We start from the raw sequence: 19518 nt of genomic DNA, 5'->3' as shown, positions 1-19518 counted from the left end.
GGCGTGCGTCGGTCACACGTTGATCACGCCGCGCCCGATTTCGATCACGCGCCCGCCGACGCCGATTTCGCCCGCGGCATCGACCGACAAGCGCAGCAGGCAGGGCCGGCCGACGGCTTCGCCTTGCTCGACCCGAAACGCGGCCGGCAGATCGTGTCCGGCGGCGAGCAGCCAGCCGCCCAGATTCGCGCAGGCCGATCCGGTGCCTGGGTCTTCCGACACGCCGCCGCCTTGCTTCACGAAGAAGTAGCGGGACACGACCGTCCCCGGGCGCGCGGCATCGAACGCGAACACATAGGCGGTCTTGCGGCCGAGGCTGCTTCGCGGCCAGACGTCGAGGTGCGCGCTATCGGGCTGCGCGCGCCGCACGGCGGCCGGGTCCTTGAGCGCGACCAGCAACTGGTCGGCACCGGTGTCGACCCACAGCGGCGGCGCGAGCAGGTCGCTTTCCGCGATTCCGAGCAGCGCCGCGACCTGCGCATTCGGCAACGCGCACGGCGCCGTGTTCGGCATGCCGGCGTGCGGCGCGATGAAGGTCCACACGTCGCCGCGCGCGGCGACGTCGACGACGCCGGCCTTGAATTCGAGCGACAGCGCATCGCCTGCCTCGAGCAGGTCCCGCACGACGTGCGCGGTGCCGAGCGTCGGATGGCCCGCGAAAGCCATCTCGTAGCCGGGCGTGAAGATGCGCACGCGTGCATGCGCGCGCTCGGACGGCAGCACGAAGGTCGTCTCCGACAGATTGAACTGCACGGCCAGCGCCTGCATGGTCGCGTCGTCCATGCCGCGCGCATCGTCGAACACGCACAGCGGGTTGCCGCCGAACGTCGATTCGGCGAAGACGTTCAGCAGGCGGAAGGTGTACTGGGTCATCGGTATCTCGTGTGGGTCAGCCCTGTTTGTCGAGCGGTGCGAGCATCGCCTGCATGTCGGGATGCTTCAGCACTTTCCGGTATTCTGCCGGACTCATCGCGTCGATCAAGACGCGGCCGCTCACGTCGGCCTTGATGGACTCGACCGCGAGCAGCGCGATGACCGGATGGGTCGTCAGCGTCGCGTGGTCGGGCGACGGGTCGCCGAATTCCGCCATCACTGCCTCGGTATTGTCCGCGACCGCGACGGCCAGCGGCCGGCCCGAGAGCCGAAGTCTCGCGCTGGCGCCGCAGGGCATCCGGGGCGTGACCGCGTTCATCCTGAAGTCGCCGCCCGGCCGCGCGCTCGATGCGGCGCGATGAACGCGCGCGTCGCGGCGGGGGGGCGGCGCACGTCAACGACGTCAATGCGACGACACGAACACCGCATCGTCGAACGCCTCCGGAATCGCGAAGCTCGCGCGCATGCGCCGCGCTTCCTTCGCCGGCGTCAAGCCGAACAGGCGCTTGAATTCCCGGCTGAACTGCGACGGGCTCGTATAGCCGACCGCATAGCCGGCCGCCTCCGCCGTCAGGTCCTGGCGCACCATCAACAGCCGCGCCTGATGCAGCCGCGTCGATTTCAGGTACTGCATCGGCGACACCTGCGTGATCGCCTTGAAGTGACTGTGAAAGCTCGGCACGCTCATGCCGGCTTCGTCGGCCAGTTGCGACACGTCGAGCGGCCGCGCGTAATCGGCGTGGATCATGCGCAGCGATCGCCCGATCCGGCCGTATTGCCCGCGCATCGCCAGCGCGCTGCGCATCGCATGGCCCTGCGCGCCGGTCAGCACGCGGAAATACAGCTCGCGCAGCAGCGCCGGGCCGAGCACGGCGGCGTCGAGCGGCCGCTGCATCGCGTCGACGAAACGCAGCACCGACGCGTGCATCGCTTCGTCCATCGGCGTCGACATCATGCTCTTCGGCGCCTGCACCGTTTCCGCGACGCCCGCGCGATCGATCTGCGCGGCGAGTTCGGCGGCCAGCGTGAAATCGAGGTGCAGGTACAGCGCGAGCAGCGGGCGCTCCGGCGTCGCGTCGGTTTCCATGCTGAACGGGACCGGCACGGAGACGGCCAGGTAATGGTGTTCGTCGTACAGATAGCACTCGCCGCCGAAGTAGCCGCGCTTCGACCCCTGGCACACGATCACGATGCCCGGGTCGTACAGCACCGGCGTGCGCGACAGCGCGCGGTTCGAGCGCAGGATGCGCACGCTCGGCAGCGCGGTCAGGTTGTAGCCCTCGTTCGGCGCCAGCGCGCGCAGCAGCGCCACCAGGCGCTTCCGGTCGCGCGGCGACAGCGCTGGAGGTTGGGCGGAGACGGGCACGATGCTCATAGTTTTGTGCAAGAAAATCAGCGGAATCGGGCTTATTCGGCGTCCTTCGTCAGACTAGTATGCACGCTTGAATCGACATTCGGGAGAAGCTCACATGGCATCCGGCAACATCATGCTCATTACCGGCGTCAGCAGCGGTTTCGGCCGCGCGCTGGCCCAGGAAGCGCTGGCCGCCGGCCACACGGTGGTCGGCACGGTGCGCAGCGCGCAGGCGGCGCGCGACTTCGAGGCGCTGTCCGCGCAGGCGGCCGTCGCACGCGTGCTCGACGTGACCGATTTCGAGCGGATCGACGGCGTCGTCGCGGACATCGAGGCGAACGTCGGGCCCGTCGACGTGCTGGTGAACAACGCGGGTTACGGGCACGAAGGGATCATGGAGGAGTCGCCGCTCGACGAGATGCGCCGGCAGTTCGACGTGAACGTGTTCGGCGCGGTCGCGATGATGAAGGCCGTCGTGCCGTTCATGCGCGAACGCCGGCGCGGCCGCATCCTGAACATCACGTCGATGGGCGGGCACATCACGATGCCGGGCATCGCGTACTACTGCGGCAGCAAGTTCGCGCTGGAGGGCATTTCCGAGACCCTCGGCAAGGAACTCGAGCCGTTCGGCATCGCGGTGACGGCCGTCGCGCCGGGTTCGTTCCGCACCGACTGGGCCGGCCGCTCGATGGCGCGCACGCCGCGCTCGATCGCCGACTACGACGCGCTGTTCGACCCGATCCGCCGTGCGCGCGAGGAAAAGAGCGGCAAGCAGCCGGGCGACCCCGCGAAGGCCGCGCGGGCGATGCTCGCCGTCATCGCGGCGGACCATCCGCCCGCGCATCTGCTGCTCGGCAGCGACGCGCTGCGGCTCGTGCGGAGCAAGCTGGCGGCGCTGGACGACGAAATCCGCGCGTGGGAGGCGCTGACGGTGTCGACCGACGGCTGACGCGTGCCGCCGCGTCCGTTTCCTGCCGGTGGATGATCGGCCATCGCATTGCACGATAGCGTCGTGGTTTCACAATAAAGCCGATAATGGCGGCGGCCCGTTCGCCACGTTCATCCACCTCACAGGAGTACCGCGATGCCATACGTCACCACGAAGGACAACGTCGAGATTTTCTACAAGGATTGGGGTCCGAAAGACGCGCAGCCCGTCATGTTCCACCACGGCTGGCCGCTGTCCAGCGACGACTGGGATGCGCAACTGCTGTTCTTCGTCCAGCACGGCTATCGCGTGATCGCGCACGACCGGCGCGGGCACGGCCGCTCGGCGCAGGTCTGGGACGGCCACGACATGGACCATTACGCGGCGGACGCGTTCGCGGTCGTCGAGGCGCTCGACCTGCGCAATGCGGTGCATGTCGGCCATTCGACGGGCGGCGGCGAAGTGGCGCGCTACGTCGCGAAGCACGGCGAGCCGGCCGGCCGCGTCGCGAAGGCCGTGCTGGTCAGCGCGGTGCCGCCGCTGATGCTGAAAACCGAATCGAACCCCGAAGGCCTGCCGCTGGAGGTGTTCGACGGCTTCCGGAAAGCGCTCGCCGACAATCGCGCGCAGTTCTTCCTCGACGTGGCGAGCGGTCCGTTCTACGGGTTCAATCGCGAAGGCGCGACCGTGCACCAGGGCGTGATCCGCAACTGGTGGCGGCAGGGGATGGAAGGCAGCGCGAAGGCGCATTACGACGGCATCAAGGCGTTTTCGGAAACGGACCAGACCGACGACCTGAAGTCGATCTCCGTCCCGACGCTCGTGCTGCATGGCGAGGACGATCAGATCGTGCCGATCGCGGATGCCGCGCTGAAGTCGATCAAGCTGCTGAAGAACGGCACGCTGAAGACGTACCCGGGCTATTCGCACGGCATGCTGACGGTCAATGCGGACGTGCTGAACGCCGATCTGCTGGCGTTCGTGCGGGCATGACGGTGGCGGCGCCGGCCCGCCGCGGCGGGCGGCGCCGCGATTGAAAACCGGCGATCCGGCCGCGCGAGCAAAAGGGCCGATCGCCCGCCCTCTGCTTCACCCCAAATCGACGAAGCGAACGCCCGGATGCGCGAGGCGCGGCATCCGGCCGGCCAGGAACGCATGCAACTCGCGCACCTGCGCGGTCTTCGCTGAGTCTTCCGGCCACACGAGGTAGTACGCATCGCCGGTGCTCACGGCCGTCTTGAACGGCAGCACGAGCTGCTTCTCGTCGAGGGCCGTCGCGCACAGCGCGAGGTCGCCGATCGACATCCCGTGGCCGGCGATGGCCGCCGCGATCCCCTGTTCGAGCATGTCGAACACCTGCCCGCGCGTGATGTCCACATCGAGATCGTGACCGCTGCCGTTGAGCCAGCGGCGCCAGTCGCGCCGGTCGGGCGACGGATGGATCAGCTCGCACGCGGCGGGATTCGTACGCGCGAGCGTGGCGGTGGCCCGCGAGCACACCGGAATCAGCCATTCGTCGAACAGCTTCACGCAATGCGTGCTTTCGCCGAACTTGCCCGCGCCGAGCAGGATCGCGCAATCGTAGGATTCGCTGAAAAAATCCACGGTATCGACATCCATCCACACGCTCGCGATCTGCACCTCGAACGCCGGCCGCGTGCCGCGAAAGGCGGCCAGCGCGTCGAGCAGCCAGCGCATCGTGAGCGTGGAGGGCGCCTTGAGCCGCAGCACGTCGCGTTGCGTGCGGAACAGCATGCACGCTTCCTCGATCTGCCGGAACCCGCGCCTGAGGCCGGCCGCGAAGATATGGGCTTCCGCCGTCACGGTCATCCTGGGCCCGCGTCGGACGAACAGCTTCCGGCCGAAGTAGGCTTCGAGCGTCTTCACGTGCTTGCTGACCGCGCTTTGCGTCAGGCTCAGTTCCTCGGCGGCCAGCGTGAACGAGCCGGTGCGCGCGGCACTCTCGAATGCGCGCAACGCGTAGACGGGCGGAAGCGGTTTGGCTTTCATGGATTTCGAATATGAATAAAACTCATGTCATCAGACAGGATTTTCCGTTTTAGCTCGACAGAGCGGGCGCGTGATACTGCTTATCGCCGTGTCTTTCGCGATATCGGACCTCCATGATGCCACTGTGACGTACACGCCCCCGACTCATCAAACAGAACTTTTTGTCATGACGCTCCATTACCCGCTGCTGTTCGCCTACCTCGCCGCGATCGTGCTGCTCATCGCGACGCCCGGCCCGGTCGTGATGCTCGTGACGGGCACCGTCGCGCGACGCGGGTTCCGTCAGGGCGTGCTGACCGCGGTGGGCGCGAACGCCGCGAGCCTCGTGATGATCGCGGGTGCGATGCTGATGGTGTTCGGCGTCGTGATGGTCAGCGCCCGCCTGCTTGCCGGGCTGCATGTCGCGGGGTGCCTGTTCATCGCGGGGCTTGCCATCCGGACGCTGCTCGGCGAATGGCGCGCCGCCCGCGAGCGTGGCGGCGACGGCGCGGCCGCAGCGGAGGCGGCGGCGGGCGAACCCGCGGCGGGCGAACCCGTGGCGCGGCCGCGCGGTTTGCCGGGCATCGTGCGCGGTTTCCTCGTCGGCATCGCGAACCCGAAGGACCTGCTGTTCTTCGTCGCGTTCTTTCCGCAGTTCGTCGCCATCACGCCCGATTCGCGCGTGAGCCTCGCGATCCTCGCCGCGTTGTGGATCGCGGTCGATTTCACGATCCTGACCGGCTATATGGCGGCGATCAACCACCCGGCGATGCATCGGAAGCAGCGATGGATCTCGGCGTCGTCGGCGCTCGCGCTGCTCGCGATTGCGCTCGCCGGGCTCGGCAGCATGATCGCGGGCGCCGCTTAGTGCAGCGTACTGCCGCGGCGTTCGGCGTTACCGCTTCGTTGGCGCCGCGTGCGGCCCGTTATCAGCGTGGACGGGTTTCAGCCGTTGCGCAGGAACACGACGTAGCCGCGGAACCACGGGTTCGTCGCGAGATACGGCGGCGCGTCCCAGTCGCCGCCCTGGATCACGCCGATGCGAAACGGCAGTTGCAGCCGCGCGACGCGCGGCAGGTACGCCGCGTAGTCGGGGATCGTGCGGCGGCCCTGGTAGGTCTGCACGACCACCTCGTCGACGATGCCCTTGAGCGCGTTGACCTGGTCGGTATCGATGCGGCTGCTCCAGTCGAGCAGCCCCGTGATGCTGAGCTGGCAATCGGCGGGCAAGGTCTCGCGCAGCGTGCGCAGGAACGCGAGGTAATCCTGCAGGTGGCGCGTGCCCGCATCGAAATCGATCTGGATGCCGGCGATCGTGCGGCCCGACGCACGCCAGCGCGCGAGCTGCGCGAGCATGATCTGCGTGACGCGCGGTGTCCAGCGCAGCGTATGCGCACGATAGACGAGCCACACGCGCGCGTCGGGCGCGGGCGGCAGTGCGACGCCCTGCGCGATCACGCGCACCTGCGACTCGTCCCGCGGCGACGCCTCGATCTGTCCTTGCAGCACGTAGACGATGCGCGCGTCGCGCACGACCGCCTGCGGCTTCACGCCCGCCCACAGCCAGAACGCGTCGTACCGCGCGGCGTCGACGGTGCCGGCCAGCGCGACGCGCGCGGCCAGCAGCAGCGCGACGCACGCGATGCGCTTCATGCGGCCTACCAGTAGTAGCGGAGCTTCTGCGCCCACGGGCTGCCCGGATAGGCCGTCTTCAGCGTGTCGAACCAGCGCTTGCGCGTGCTCTTCGACACCTCCTTGCCGCCGCATTCGTTGGCGCCGGCCGGTGCATAGCACCTGATCGCACGGTAGAACGCGTACGCGCGATCGTTCGGGTTCGCCTGCGTATCGGCCATCACCGTCACGTAGCTCGACATCCGCTCGTACGGCTTGCCGGCGAACTGCGACGGCGCCGCGCCGAGTGTCGGCGGCACGCGCGTGGCGGCCGCGCTCGACCCGTTGCGGACCCACGCGGGCACCGGATCGATTTCGAGGCCCGACGCCGGCGGATGCACGCGCACGAAATCGGCGAGGCAGTTCAGCCCTTTCGGATCGGCCGGATTCTGCTGCAGCGTCGCGGCGATGTCGCGCGCCGAGGGGCACGTGTAGCCGTCCTCGTTTTTCGCGCCGGCGGCGATGAACGGCTTCAACGGATCGGCGGGCGTGCCCGATACCAGCGCGGTATCGGCGAGGAAGTCCGCGTAGTGCGAACGCGTGAGTTCCTTGTACAGCAGCGTATACAGCGCGGTGTCGCGCAGCGCGCCGCTCGTCGCCTGATTCTGCGCCTGCGCGCGCAACAGGTCGGCATTGGCCGCGCGCTGCAGCAGCACCGCAAGGATCGCGGCGTTCTGCACGAGCGAATCGTCGGCGAATGCGTCGTTGACGAGCCCGGCCTGTTCCAGGTTGATCGCGAGCGCGAGTTCCAGCATTTCGCGCTGGAAGCGGAATTTCGCGAGCGGGATCAGGTCGCGCCACAGCTGGCGGGCCGTGTCGTTCTGGCCGCTGTCCTCCAGCGCGAACCCGCGCAGCGCCTGCTGGCTGAGGCCGAAGTAGTCGAGCGGCGCGGCGGGCGTCCGCGGCAGCAGATCGAGGGCGGCGTCCGGCTTGTGCCCGATCTGCACGTACCAGGTCGCGAGCAGGTAGTCGTACAGCGCGGGCGCGTTCGCGAAGCGCGGCTTCTGCGCCTGCAGTTCGTCGAGCGTCATCGGCTTGCGGCTCGCATCGCTGCTGTCCGACGCGCGCATGCGCAGCAGGTCGACGGTGGCGAGTACGGTCGGCGACTGGATCTGGCCGGCGTCGAATTCCGGGCCGAACAGCAGCTTGCTGTCGAGTTCGTTCGCCAGTTGCATCAGCGGCACGTTCGACGTCGCTGGCGACCAGCGCGCGAGTGCATGGCTGTACAGGTCGGCCTGCTGCGTGACGTTGCCGCCGAGCCACGCGACCCGTCGCAACAGCCCGGCCGCGGACACCGCATAGCGTCCCTTCGGATACACCTTCAGGTAGGTTCGGAACACGGTGTTCGCCGCGTCGAGCGACACCTTCGTCACGCGCGCGCGCGTCGGCGTCGGGCTGTCGTGGTCGAATACGTTGGCTTGCGCGGCGTTCAACTGCGCGCGCCCGGCCATGTAGAGGCCGGTTTCCTTCAGCCACGGGTCCGCGCTGTGCGATGCGTTCGCGAAGGCGCGGGTCGCGGTGAGGAAGTCGGCGCGATAGAACGCGTTCGTGCCGTCGAGGTACGCGGCGAACTGCTGGCCGAGCGGCGACTTGACCGGCGGCTTCGCCCATGCGGCGCTCGCGGCGCCCGCGCCACAGGTTTTCTGCGCGATGTCGGCGCGCGCCGCGCGCAGGCGGGCGGCTTCGTCGGCGGGCAGGCCGCCGGCGCCGCCGAGTGCTTCGTTGAACGCGTCCACGCCGGCGCTCATGCTGCGGCAGATGCTGCCTTCGCCGTCCGCGTACCGGTTCGACGACGCATCGGCGTCCGCCGCGCTACCGGTCTTGTCGGGCTCCTTCTGGCCGATGTAGATCCATCCGGAGAAATCCATCGGGAACGGCACGACGATCTGGTTGATCCGCTCTTTCGCCGGGATGGTCTTCGGGTCCGGGAACACCTGCGCGACCTTGGCGCTGTCGGCCATCATCAGCATCGCGTTGATGCGCGTGTCGTTGGCGGGCGTCAGCATCGGCACGTTGCCGCACGAGTATGAAGCCTGCCGGAGCGTGGTCGGCACGTAGCAGCCGTCGTCGCCGCTGGCATGGGCGGCCGGCATCCAGAGCAGGCTGGCCGCCAGCGCGGCGAACAGGTGGCGGTGCAGCGTCGGTGTTTTTCGCATTTTTCTTGTGCTGGTTAGGGGCCGCGACGGCCGGGTCTCTCAGGGGGCGCGCTGCCCCGGCGCGTATCGTACCTCACGGCGCGTGACGGCCGGCGGGGCGCCAACCGAGCCGGGCGCGCGCGAGCGTCGCGGCCGTGCCCGCGCCTCACGCGCACACGCTGCTGGCGATGCCTCCGTCGTTCATTTCGTCGAGCGTGGCGCGCAAATCGTCGATGGCCACCATCAGCTCGCGCACTTGCCGCAACGACGGGTACTGATGCAGCACGGCTTGCCATTGCGGCAGCGTCAGCAGGGCATGCCAGATGACGCCGAGGCCGTCCGGATCGGCGTCCGGCCGCCGCGCGAGCGCGCTCGCGTATTCGAGGCTCGCCTGCGCGGACAGCAACTGCATCCGGCTCGCAGCGCCCAGCAGGCGCGGCGTCGCGTCCGCGGACGCGTCGCAGCAATACAGTACTTCGCGCGGCAGCGCCGCTTCGTCGGTCGTCAATGCGTGCAGCGATGCGCCATGCACGCGCACCGTGCCCTGGTGCGTCTCGAATGCATAGACCGTGTCGGGATCCGCCTGCGCGAGCAGGTTCAGGCCGCGCAGCAGCCGCGGCAGATCGGTCGTCGCGGCATCCGCGGAGGCCTTCGCCTCGACGAGGAAGCGCACGTTCCACGCAGGCGCCGGGTCGCTGCCGCGCGCCCGTTCGAGCAGGATCGCGTCCCATTCGGTTTTCGCGCGGTCGTGCCGGCCCGGGATCGACGACGGCACGCGCATCGACGTGACCACGCGGTAGGTACGCTGCTCGTCCGCCGCGTCGAGCCGGCGCGCCAATGCGTCGAGCGCCTGTGCCGCCAGCGCTTCGACGGCCGCGCCGCGCCGCTGGGACGCGGCGCCTTGCGCGACGGCCACCGTGCTGCCGACGAGCGGCCCCTGCCGCACCCACAACGCGCGGTAGCGACGGACGTCCTCGTCCGCGGCGAGCGCATCGAGCCGCAGCATGCGTTCGAGCGCGGGGCTGTCCTTGAGCCTGACGATGTCCTGCTCGAATGCCGCGTCGGTCGCCGTCTCGGGCCGCGCGAGCAGGTGCGCGAGCGCCGCGTGCAGTTCGGCCCACGACGCCGCGGCCGCGGCCGCGTGCAGGCGCGCGAGGCCGTCGCGTTGCCATGCGTGGGCGCTGCGCTCGAGCTTGGCCGGGTGCGCGATCGCATTGACGGCCGAGTGCAGCGCGCGCCGGTCCTGCTCCGCGTGCGCGGACAACGACGCGTATTCGCGCACGCTCGGCGCATCGTGGCGCAGCACCGATGCCTGAAACGACGGATCGCCGGACGACGGATCCATCGCATCGCGGATCATCCGCCCGAGCGCGTCGATGAAGCGCTGCCGCAAGTCCGCGCCGGGCGCGTGGCCGTCCGCCCGCATGCTGCGCGCTTCCTCGATCACGATCGCCAGCGCGGTGGCCGGATTCGTCGCGTCGGTCAGTGCCGACGCGCGGTCGAGCGGCGGCAGCCGGTAACGGCGCGCGACGGTGCGCAGCGTCGCGTCGAGCAGGGCGGGAAGCGGTGTCAGCGACATGGCGGACGGGAGCGTGAAAGCGACCGAACCGTCACGCGGTCAACGTCACCGACAGGCTGCCGAGCTCGCCGAAGCGGACCGTCAGCACATCGCCGAGCGGCACGTCGATCGCGCCCGCGTACGAGCCGGTCGTCACGATCTGGCCGGCGCGCACCGCGTCGCCGCGCGACGCGAGGAAATTGACGAGCCACACCAGCGGCTTGAGCGGATCGCCGTCCGGATGGCTGCCGTCGATCGTGCGGTTCAGCGCGCCTTCGAACGACAACGCCAGCGTCGCGAGCGGCACGTTCAACCCATCGGGCACGACCGGGCCGACGCACAGCCCCTGGTTGAATTGCCCGTCGGCCAGCAGCTCGAACTTCGACGCGCGCGCGGGCTCCGCGTAGCGGCAGCCGAGCACCTCGAGCACGATGCGCACCTCGCGGATCGCCGCGCGCACGTCGCCTTCGTCGTACGGCTGCTCGCGCGCGGGCAGGTCGCGATCGAGCACGAATGCGATTTCCGGTTCGATCCGCACGATCGGTCCGCCGACGACGCGGTACGGTGCATCGGCTTCGCGGATCGCCGACGCGAAGATCGGCGCGAGGATCACGCGATCGGGCGGCGGCAGCGCGCATTTCCATCCGCCGACGGGTTCGCCGAGCAAATCGGCCACGCGCTGCTGGATCGCGAGCGCGGTCTCGATGTCGTCGGGACGCAGTGCATCGGGCAACAGCGGGCCGGGCGAGCCGGCATGGCGGGCGGCGACCAGATGCTGGGCGGCGCCGTCCACGCGTTCGATAGTCGTTGTCATGTCGGTTGAGCGAGTTGAAAGTGGGGCCGGCAAAAAAGGGCCGGACGAAAGTCGCATGGTTGATGATAGCGCCTTCGGCGCGATGGCTGTTCGGTCGTGTCGGGATCGACAGCGGCAACGCGAGCACGGAAGCCGGCGGAATCCGCCCGGACGCTCGGACCGACATGCGGATCGGCGGCCTGATCGACGACGTGGTTCGCACTTCCGGTTCCGCTTCGCCGCTTGTCCGGGCGCCCGCGTCGTCCGGTCGCAGGCCGGACGTTTGCCGGCTTGATCGTCGTCAAGACCGGAACCCGCTGTCGGCCGATGATGACGACATGGCCGCACGCGACAGCGCGCGCGGCAACTCACCCCAGCGAGGTTCGCATGTACGAGAAGATCATGGTGGCCGTCGACGGCAGCGCTTCGTCGAAACAGGCGCTTGCCGAGGCCGTGAAGGTGGCGCTGGCGGGCGACGCGCACGTCAGCGTCGTGTATGTGGTCGACAAGTCGGTGCTGTTCACGTATGCGGGCCGTATCGATCCGCACGCGCTCGTCGAGGAAATCCGCGACGACGGGCGCAAGGTGCTGCGCGAAGCCGAACAGGTCATCGCGCTGGCCGGCGCGAAGGGCGACGCGGAACTGGTCGAGACCGAGAGCATCGGCGAGGACATCGCGGAACGCCTGCAGCGCTACGTGAAGGAGCACGGGATCGATCTCGCGGTGGTCGGCACGCACGGGCGGCGCGGCATCCGGCGCGTGCTGCTCGGCAGCGTCGCCGAGCGCTTCGTCCGCGGCTCGAAGTGCCCGGTGCTGCTGATTCGCGGCGACGACGCCGACGTGAAGGCCGCCTCGGCCGCGGCATGACGCGGCGCGCGCGATGATACGCCGCCAGTCCCGCATCGTCGTCGCGGCGATCGCCGTGTTCATGTCGCTCGCCGGAATGATGGCCGTCGTGACGGGCCTGCTGCTCGATGCCGCGACGGTGCTGCGCGGCGGCGCCCTCGCGTTGATCGTCGGCGTGGCCGGCTTCGTCGTGATGTTGAACCCGGGGCCGAAAGGCGAGGAGTGATGCGTCGCGTCGCGCGCGATGGCGAACGCATCCGCACACGTCGACATGCTGTCCCGCGACGATCCGCGCCAGCCGTGATGTGGGGTTTCCCGACGATCACGGCTTGCCGCGCGTGTCGTCACGTGCGGCTCGTACCGGGCGCCGTCGCACCGGCCGAGCGCGCCTGCACGTTCAACCGCTTCAACGTTTCCGCCAGCGCGGCGTTCGCCGGCTGAATTTTCTCCGCCTGCGCGAACGCGTTGCGCGCTTCATCCCGGTGGCCCAGCTTCCACAGCACTTCGCCCTTGCGCTCGAGCCCGATCGCCAGGGCTTCGCGCGCGTCGTCGTCCTTCGCGAGGATTGCGATCGCGCGGTCGAACCATGCGAGCGCGTCGTCGTTGCGGCCGAGGCGATACAGCGCCCAGCCCTTGCTGTCGAGCGCATACGCCACGTCCGGCGATTGCGCGAGATGCGTGTCGATCATCGCGAGCCCGCGCTCGACCGCGACGCCCGCATCGGCGAGCCGATAGCCGACGTCGTTCAGCAGATCGTCCGGAATCCTGTCGAAAGATCGACGTTGCTCGGCGTGCGCGACTGCGCGTAGTCGGGGTAGCCGTTCGCATCCGAATGGCCGCACGGCAGATATCCGTTCTCCACGTCTAGCAGATACGGGACGCCGGCGTGCACCTTTTGGCCGCCCGGGTCGATCAGATGGAACGACTCGCCGAGGTCGCCGTCGCCGACGACCGCGTTGAACACCCACTTCTTTTGCGGATGCCATTTCGGCAGGCGAATCCTCGCCGTGCGGCCGGCCGCGTCCGTCGTGCCGAAGATCACGCTGTCGTGCTGGTCCGGCTTGACGGGCGCCCCCGCAATGACCTGGCCGGGCAGAAACAGCCGGTCGCGCACGTTCGGCCGCGGTTGTTGCGCGCAGCATAGCAGGCGGCGCGATTCGAGCGCTCTCCCTTTGCCCTCATTGTTGCGGGCAGATGAACGATTCCGTGATTTGTATCAACTTGTGATATTTGGATCCGTCTGACAATGGGTTCGACCACGGTGAGCAGGGCGAAATGATCGAAATCCGATCGTCCTTTACAACCGGCATTTCACCTCCTTAAATAATCAGGGTCTGCAAAAAGACCGGAAAAACGAGATCCCCATGAGCCATTTCCTGGATAGATTGCGTTATTTCTCCACCACGAGGCCACGCTTTTCCGATGGACACGGCGCCGTCACAGACGAAGACCGCAAGTGGGAAGACGGTTACCGGATGCGCTGGCAGCACGACAAGATCGTCCGTTCGACCCACGGTGTGAACTGCACGGGTTCGTGCTCGTGGAAGGTCTACGTGAAAGGTGGGATCGTCACGTGGGAAACCCAGCAGACCGACTATCCGCGCACGCGCCCGGACATGCCGAACCACGAGCCGCGCGGCTGCTCGCGCGGCGCATCGTACTCGTGGTATCTGTACAGCGCGAACCGTCTCAAGCACCCGATGGTGCGCAGCGCGCTCGTGAAGCTGTGGCGTGAACGCCGCCGCACGCTGGGCGCCGTCGACGCGTGGCGCTCGATCGTCGAGGACGACGAAGCACGCCGGTCGTACCAGAGCCGGCGCGGGCTCGGCGGGTTCGTGCGCGCGAGCTGGGACGAGGTCAACGAGCTCGTTGCGGCCGCAAACGTCTACACGGTCGAGCGTCATGGCCCCGATCGCGTGGTCGGCTTCTCGCCGATCCCGGCGATGTCGATGGTGTCGTACGCCGCCGGCTCGCGCTACCTGTCGCTGATCGGCGGCGTGTGCCTGAGCTTCTACGACTGGTATTGCGACCTGCCGCCCGCGTCGCCGCAGACCTGGGGCGAGCAGACCGACGTGCCGGAATCGGCCGACTGGTACAACTCGACGTTCATCATGATGTGGGGCTCCAATGTCCCGCAGACGCGCACGCCCGACGCGCACTTCCTCGTCGAGGCGCGCTATCGCGGCACCAAGGTCGTGTCGGTGTTCCCCGACTACTCGGAAGGCGCGAAATTCGGCGACCTGTGGCTGCATCCGAAGCAGGGCACCGACGCGGCGCTCGCGCTCGCGATGGGGCACGTGATCCTGAAGGAGTTCCATTTAGCGCGCAAGAGCGACTACTTCATCGACTACTGCAAGCGCTACACCGACATGCCGGCGCTCGTGCGCCTCGTGCCGCACGGCGACGGCTACGTGCCCGAGCGCCTCGTGCGCGCGTCCGACTTCGACGACGCGCTCGACGAAGCCGCGCATCCGGAGTGGAAGACCGTGATGATCGACGACGCGACCGGTGAATTCGTCGTGCCGGTCGGCTCGATCGGCTTCCGCTGGGGCCAGCAGGGCAAGGACGGATCGAGCGACAAGGGCAAGTGGAACCTGCGCGGCGAGACGTCGAAGGGCGCGGCGCTGTCGCCGCGGCTGTCGTGCACGACCGCGCACGACGACGTGGTCGACGTGCTGTTCCCGTACTTCGGCAACCAGCCGCATGCGCACTTCAATTCGACGCAGCACGCATCCGAGCTGTCGCGCCGGATCGGCGTGCGGCGCGTGGCGAACCGCGACGGCGACATGCTGGTCGCGACCGTCTACGACCTGTTCGTCGCGAACTACGGGCTCGACCAGGGGCTGGGCGGGCGCGACGTGGCCGCGAGCTACGACGACGACCTGCCCTACACGCCCGCATGGCAGGAGGCAATCACCGGCGTGAAGCGCGCGGACGTGATCTCGGTCGCGCGGCAGTTCGCGGAGAACGCGCACAAGACGCAGGGCAAGTCGATGGTGATCATCGGCGCGGGGATCAACCACTGGTTCCACATGGACATGTCGTACCGCGCGATCATCAACATGCTGATCATGTGCGGCTGCATCGGCAAGCCGGGCGGCGGCTGGTCGCATTACGTCGGCCAGGAGAAACTGCGCCCGCAGACCGGCTGGACCGCGCTCGCGTTCGCGCTCGACTGGAGCCGGCCGCCGCGGCACATGAATGCGACCTCGTTCTTCTACGCGCACACCGACCAGTGGCGCTACGACACGATGGACCCGGGCGCGCTGCTGTCGCCGCTCGCGGACAGGGCGCAGTTCCACGGCTCGCCGATTGACTACAACGTGCGTGCGGAACGGATGGGCTGGCTGCCGTCCGCGCCGCAGCTCGCGGCGAATCCGCTGAAGGTCGGCGCGAGCCTGGACGACCCGTCGCGGGCCGGTGCGGACATCGCGCAACGGTTGAAGGCCGGCACGCTGCGGATGGCGTGCGAGGACCCGGACGCACCCGGCAACTTCCCGCGCAACCTGTTCGTGTGGCGCTCGAACCTGCTCGGCTCGTCGGGCAAGGGCCACGAGTATTTCCTGAAGCATCTGCTCGGCACCACCAACGGTGTGCAAGGGGAGGACCTCGGCGCGACGGGCGGCGCGCGCCCCGAGGAAGTGAATTGGCGCGACGACGCGCCGCGCGGCAAGCTCGACCTGCTCGTCACGCTCGACTTCCGGATGTCGACGACCTGCATGTATTCGGACATCGTGCTGCCGACCGCGACGTGGTACGAGAAGGACGACATGAACACGTCCGACATGCATCCGTTCATTCATCCGCTGTCGGCGGCGGTCGATCCTGCATGGGAATCGAAGAGCGACTGGGAGATCTTCAAGGGGATCGCGAAGCGCTTCTCCGAGCTGTGCGACGGGCATCTCGGCGTCGAGCGCGACGTCGTGCTCGCGCCGATCGCGCACGACACGCCGGGCGAGCTCGCGCAGCCGTTCGACGTGCAGGACTGGAAGCGCGGCGAATGCGAACCGGTGCCGGGTCGCACGATGCCGAACGTGATCGCGGTCGAGCGCGACTACCCGAACACGTATGCGCGCTTCACGTCGCTCGGGCCCCTGATGGACAAGCTCGGCAACGCGGGCAAGGGCATCGGGTGGGATACGCGGGATGAAGTGAAGCTGCTCGGCGAGCTCAACTACACGGTCGCTCAAGGCGCTGCACAAGGCCGCCCGCGCATCGACACCGCGCTCGACGCGGCCGAGGTGATTCTCGCGCTCGCGCCGGAGACCAACGGGGAAGTGGCGGTGAAGGCATGGCGCGCGCTGTCCGGCATCACCGGTATCGACCACACGCACCTGGCCGCCGCGCGCGCGGACGAGAAGATCCGCTTTCGCGACATCCAGGCGCAGCCGCGCAAGATCATCTCGTCGCCGACGTGGAGCGGGATTGAATCGGAGCACGTGTCGTACAACGCGGGCTACGTGAACGTGCACGAGCTGGTGCCGTGGCGCACGCTGACCGGCCGTCAGCAGTTGTACCAGGATCACCCGTGGATGCGCGCGTTCGGCGAATCGCTGTGCGCATACAAGCCGCCGATCGACACCGGCAGCTACGCGCACATGGTCGGCAAGCGTTCGAACGGCAACCCGGAGCGCGTGCTGAATTTCCTGACGCCGCATCAGAAGTGGGGGATCCACAGCACGTACACCGACAACCTGCTGATGCTGACGCTGTCGCGCGGCGGCCCGATCGTATGGATGTCGGAGGACGACGCGAAGGCGATCGGCGCGGCCGACAACGACTGGATCGAGTGCTACAACTCGAACGGCGCGTTGTGCGCGCGGGCCGTCGTGAGCCAGCGGATTCCGTCCGGGATGGTGATGATGTACCACGCGCAGGAAAAGATCGTGAACACGCCGGGATCCGAGATCACCGGCACGCGCGGCGGCATTCACAACTCGGTCACGCGCATCGCGCTGAAGCCGACTCACATGATCGGCGGCTATGCGCAACTGTCGTACGGCTTCAACTACTACGGCACGGTCGGCTCGAATCGCGACGAGTTCCTGATCGTGCGCAGGATGAACAGGATCGACTGGCTCGACGGGGAAGACGCCGCGAGCGACCCGACAACGCAGGCCGTTCGCATCGGAGAAACGTCATGAAAATCCGCGCACAGATCGCGATGGTGCTGAACCTCGACAAGTGCATCGGCTGCCATACCTGCTCGGTGACCTGCAAGAACGTGTGGACGAGCCGCGAAGGAATGGAATACGCGTGGTTCAACAACGTCGAGACGAAGCCGGGCATCGGCTATCCGAAGGACTGGGAGAACCAGGATCGCTGGCGCGGCGGCTGGCAGCGGCGCGCGGACGGCAGGATCGAGCCGCGCCTCGGCGGCAAGTGGCGGCTGCTCGCGCAGATCTTCGCGAACCCGCACCTGCCCGAGATAGACGATTACTACGAGCCGTTCACATTCGATTACGCGCACCTGCAGGAAGCCGGCAACACGCGCGCGATGCCGGTCGCGCGGCCGCGTTCGGTGATCAGCGGCCAGCGGCTCGAGAAGATCGAGTGGGGGCCGAACTGGGAGGAAATCCTCGGCGGCGAGTTCGAGAAGCGCGCGAAGGACATCAACTTCGAGAACGTGCAGAAGGACATCTACGGGCAGTTCGAGAACACCTTCATGATGTACCTGCCGCGCCTGTGCGAGCACTGCCTGAACCCGGCGTGCGTCGCGTCGTGCCCGTCGGGCTCGATCTACAAGCGCGAGGAAGACGGCATCGTGCTGATCGACCAGGACAAGTGCCGCGGCTGGCGCATGTGCGTGTCGGGCTGCCCGTACAAGAAGATCTACTACAACTGGCAGAGCGGCAAGGCCGAGAAGTGCATCTTCTGCTATCCGCGCATCGAGGCCGGCCAGCCGACCGTGTGCTCGGAAACCTGCGTGGGCCGCATCCGCTACCTCGGCGTGCTGCTGTACGACGCCGACCGGATCGGCGAGGCGGCCAGTGCCGCGAACGAGAAGGATCTGTACGAAGCGCAACTGTCGCTGTTCGTCGATCCGGACGATCCGGCCGTGATCGCGCAGGCCGAGCGCGACGGCGTGCCGGCCGCGTGGATCGACGCCGCGCGGCGTTCGCCGACCTACAAGATGGCGATCGACTGGAAGATCGCGTTCCCGCTGCATCCGGAATACCGGACGCTGCCGATGGTGTGGTACGTGCCGCCGCTGTCGCCGATCAACGCGGCCGCCAATAGCGGCGACCTGGGGATGAACGGCTACCTGCCGGACGTCGAATCGCTGCGCATTCCGCTGCGCTATCTGGCCAATCTGCTGACGGCCGGTGACGAGGCGCCCGTGAAGCGCGCGCTCGAACGGCTGCTGGCGATGCGCGCGTTCATGCGCGCGCGCCACGTGGACGGCATCGATGCGCGCGGCGTGCTCGATCAGGTCGGGCTGTCGCTCGCGCAGGTCGAGGAGATGTATCGCTATCTGGCGATCGCGAACTACGAGGATCGCTTCGTGATCCCGACCACCCACCGCGAATACGCGGAGAACGCGTACGACCTGCGCGCGTCGTGCGGCTTTTCGTTCGGCAACGGCTGCTCGGACGGCCGTTCCGAGACGAGCCTGTTCAGCCCGAGGAAGGGCAACAAGACGATTCCGATTCACGAGGCTGCCCGATGACGAGCACCGCACCCGATCCGACCTATGCGGCGCTCGCGGCGCTGCTCGACTATCCCGACGAATCGCTGGTCGCCGCGCTCGATTCGATCGACGCGCACCTGCGCGAGCGCACGCGTTTGCCGAAAGCGGTGCGCGCGGGCCTCTACCGGTTTTTTGCGTACGTGCGCGAGCGCGATCTGCTGACGCTGCAGGAGAACTACGTCGGGCTGTTCGACCGTGGCCGCGCGACGTCGCTGTACCTGTTCGAGCACGTGCACGGCGAATCGCGCGACCGCGGGCAGGCGATGGTCGACCTGCTGCAGATGTACGAGCGGCACGGGCTGTTCCTGAACCCGGGCGAGCTGCCCGACTACCTGCCCGTGTTTCTCGAATACCTGTCGCGGCTGCCGGCGCCCGATGCCCGCAAGCTGCTCGCCGAAACCGGCGAGATCCTGAGCGCGCTGGCCGGCCAGCTCGCGCAGCGCGGCAGCCATTACAGCTTCGTCGTCGGCGCGCTGCTGCCGATGGCCGGGCTCGCGCCGGCCGACGCGCCCGACGCTGCCGACGACGACGTTGCCGCCGAGCGGCCGAGTGCCGACGACTACCGCACGCTCGACGCGTCGTATGCGGACGAGGCCGTGCGCTTCGTCGGCGCGGCAACGCCGGCGTCGACCGAGCAGACCGTGCGGTTCCACGACAAGCGGCCGGCCCGCGGCGCGTGA

The 19518-nt window shown here is 68.2% G+C and carries 17 protein-coding genes and 1 pseudogene; 8 read left to right on the top strand and 10 right to left on the bottom strand.

The features are described from left to right. Positions 1–12: 12 nt before the first annotated feature. The 3 genes and pseudogenes from C5F75_RS34175 to C5F75_RS34165 all read right to left on the bottom strand — a co-directional run bounded on the left by C5F75_RS34175 (position 13) and on the right by C5F75_RS34165 (position 2248). Positions 13–873 carry a PhzF family phenazine biosynthesis protein gene (locus C5F75_RS34175; protein ID WP_059574872.1) on the bottom strand — a complete coding sequence of 287 codons (861 nt, stop codon included), beginning with the start codon at positions 871–873 and terminating at the stop codon, positions 13–15. Between the two features lie 16 nt (positions 874–889). Continuing rightward, positions 890–1165: pseudogene (locus tag C5F75_RS34170) on the bottom strand (TrmB family transcriptional regulator); the annotation flags it as partial. 111 nt (positions 1166–1276) lie between these two features. Continuing rightward, positions 1277–2248, bottom strand: a complete 972-nt coding sequence (locus C5F75_RS34165) for an AraC family transcriptional regulator (protein WP_059574876.1) — start codon at positions 2246–2248, stop codon at positions 1277–1279. A 94-nt stretch (positions 2249–2342) separates the two neighbouring features. Between C5F75_RS34165 and C5F75_RS34160 the strand changes: the two genes are divergently transcribed. Next, the gene (locus C5F75_RS34160; protein ID WP_059574878.1) at positions 2343–3176 is read left to right on the top strand and encodes an oxidoreductase; all 834 of its coding nucleotides are present in this window, start codon (positions 2343–2345) and stop codon (positions 3174–3176) included. A gap of 135 nt (positions 3177–3311) precedes the next feature. Next, complete coding sequence (locus C5F75_RS34155) at positions 3312–4148, top strand: alpha/beta fold hydrolase (protein ID WP_059574880.1); 837 nt, start codon at positions 3312–3314, stop codon at positions 4146–4148. A 96-nt stretch (positions 4149–4244) separates the two neighbouring features. Here C5F75_RS34155 and C5F75_RS34150 read toward each other — a convergent pair whose 3' ends face one another. Next, the gene (locus C5F75_RS34150; RefSeq protein ID WP_059574882.1) at positions 4245–5165 is read right to left on the bottom strand and encodes a LysR substrate-binding domain-containing protein; all 921 of its coding nucleotides are present in this window, start codon (positions 5163–5165) and stop codon (positions 4245–4247) included. Between the two features lie 166 nt (positions 5166–5331). On the opposite strand from C5F75_RS34150, the gene C5F75_RS34145 reads away from it, so the two are divergent. Beyond that, positions 5332–6012, top strand: coding sequence for a LysE family translocator (locus tag C5F75_RS34145; RefSeq protein WP_059574884.1), 681 nt, complete (start codon positions 5332–5334; stop codon positions 6010–6012). 77 nt (positions 6013–6089) lie between these two features. Here C5F75_RS34145 and C5F75_RS34140 read toward each other — a convergent pair whose 3' ends face one another. The 4 genes from C5F75_RS34140 to C5F75_RS34125 all read right to left on the bottom strand — a co-directional run bounded on the left by C5F75_RS34140 (position 6090) and on the right by C5F75_RS34125 (position 11322). Next, entirely contained in the window at positions 6090–6797 is a 708-nt protein-coding gene (locus C5F75_RS34140; protein WP_059574885.1) for a DUF3142 domain-containing protein, read from the bottom strand. A gap of 5 nt (positions 6798–6802) precedes the next feature. Then, positions 6803–8971 (bottom strand): hypothetical protein, encoded by a 2169-nt coding sequence (locus C5F75_RS34135; protein ID WP_060009267.1) that lies wholly within the window; start codon positions 8969–8971, stop codon positions 6803–6805. A gap of 145 nt (positions 8972–9116) precedes the next feature. Next, positions 9117–10529 carry a hypothetical protein gene (locus C5F75_RS34130; protein ID WP_059574890.1) on the bottom strand — a complete coding sequence of 471 codons (1413 nt, stop codon included), beginning with the start codon at positions 10527–10529 and terminating at the stop codon, positions 9117–9119. A gap of 31 nt (positions 10530–10560) precedes the next feature. Then, positions 10561–11322 (bottom strand): 2-keto-4-pentenoate hydratase, encoded by a 762-nt coding sequence (locus C5F75_RS34125; protein WP_059574892.1) that lies wholly within the window; start codon positions 11320–11322, stop codon positions 10561–10563. Positions 11323–11688: 366 nt separating this feature from the next. Between C5F75_RS34125 and C5F75_RS34120 the strand changes: the two genes are divergently transcribed. Continuing rightward, positions 11689–12168, top strand: coding sequence for a universal stress protein (locus tag C5F75_RS34120; protein WP_059574894.1), 480 nt, complete (start codon positions 11689–11691; stop codon positions 12166–12168). A gap of 13 nt (positions 12169–12181) precedes the next feature. After that, positions 12182–12373, top strand: a complete 192-nt coding sequence (locus C5F75_RS34115; protein ID WP_059574896.1) for a DUF2964 family protein — start codon at positions 12182–12184, stop codon at positions 12371–12373. Positions 12374–12491: 118 nt separating this feature from the next. Here C5F75_RS34115 and C5F75_RS37470 read toward each other — a convergent pair whose 3' ends face one another. Both C5F75_RS37470 and C5F75_RS37465 read right to left on the bottom strand, forming a co-directional pair. Beyond that, the gene (locus C5F75_RS37470; RefSeq protein ID WP_226225506.1) at positions 12492–12989 is read right to left on the bottom strand and encodes a tetratricopeptide repeat protein; all 498 of its coding nucleotides are present in this window, start codon (positions 12987–12989) and stop codon (positions 12492–12494) included. Continuing rightward, entirely contained in the window at positions 12893–13261 is a 369-nt protein-coding gene (locus tag C5F75_RS37465; protein WP_059574900.1) for a hypothetical protein, read from the bottom strand. Before C5F75_RS37465 ends, C5F75_RS37470 begins: the two co-directional genes overlap by 97 nt. A gap of 250 nt (positions 13262–13511) precedes the next feature. Here C5F75_RS37465 and C5F75_RS34105 point away from each other — a divergent pair, with 250 nt between their 5' ends. From C5F75_RS34105 to narJ, 3 genes are read left to right on the top strand one after another with little or no spacing between them, the layout of a single operon-like run. Beyond that, positions 13512–17291 carry a nitrate reductase subunit alpha gene (locus C5F75_RS34105; RefSeq protein ID WP_059574902.1) on the top strand — a complete coding sequence of 1260 codons (3780 nt, stop codon included), beginning with the start codon at positions 13512–13514 and terminating at the stop codon, positions 17289–17291. Further along, the gene (gene narH, locus C5F75_RS34100; RefSeq protein WP_059574905.1) at positions 17288–18817 is read left to right on the top strand and encodes a nitrate reductase subunit beta; all 1530 of its coding nucleotides are present in this window, start codon (positions 17288–17290) and stop codon (positions 18815–18817) included. Before C5F75_RS34105 ends, narH begins: the two co-directional genes overlap by 4 nt. Next, positions 18814–19518, top strand: a complete 705-nt coding sequence (gene narJ, locus C5F75_RS34095; RefSeq protein ID WP_059574907.1) for a nitrate reductase molybdenum cofactor assembly chaperone — start codon at positions 18814–18816, stop codon at positions 19516–19518. The genes narH and narJ overlap by 4 nt, the downstream gene beginning before the upstream one ends.

It is taken from the genome of Burkholderia anthinoferrum (assembly GCF_002925705.1).
Lineage (GTDB): Bacteria > Pseudomonadota > Gammaproteobacteria > Burkholderiales > Burkholderiaceae > Burkholderia > Burkholderia semiarida.
The sequence above is the reverse complement of the archived record's forward strand: the minus strand, read 5'-3'. Positions and strand labels throughout refer to the sequence as shown.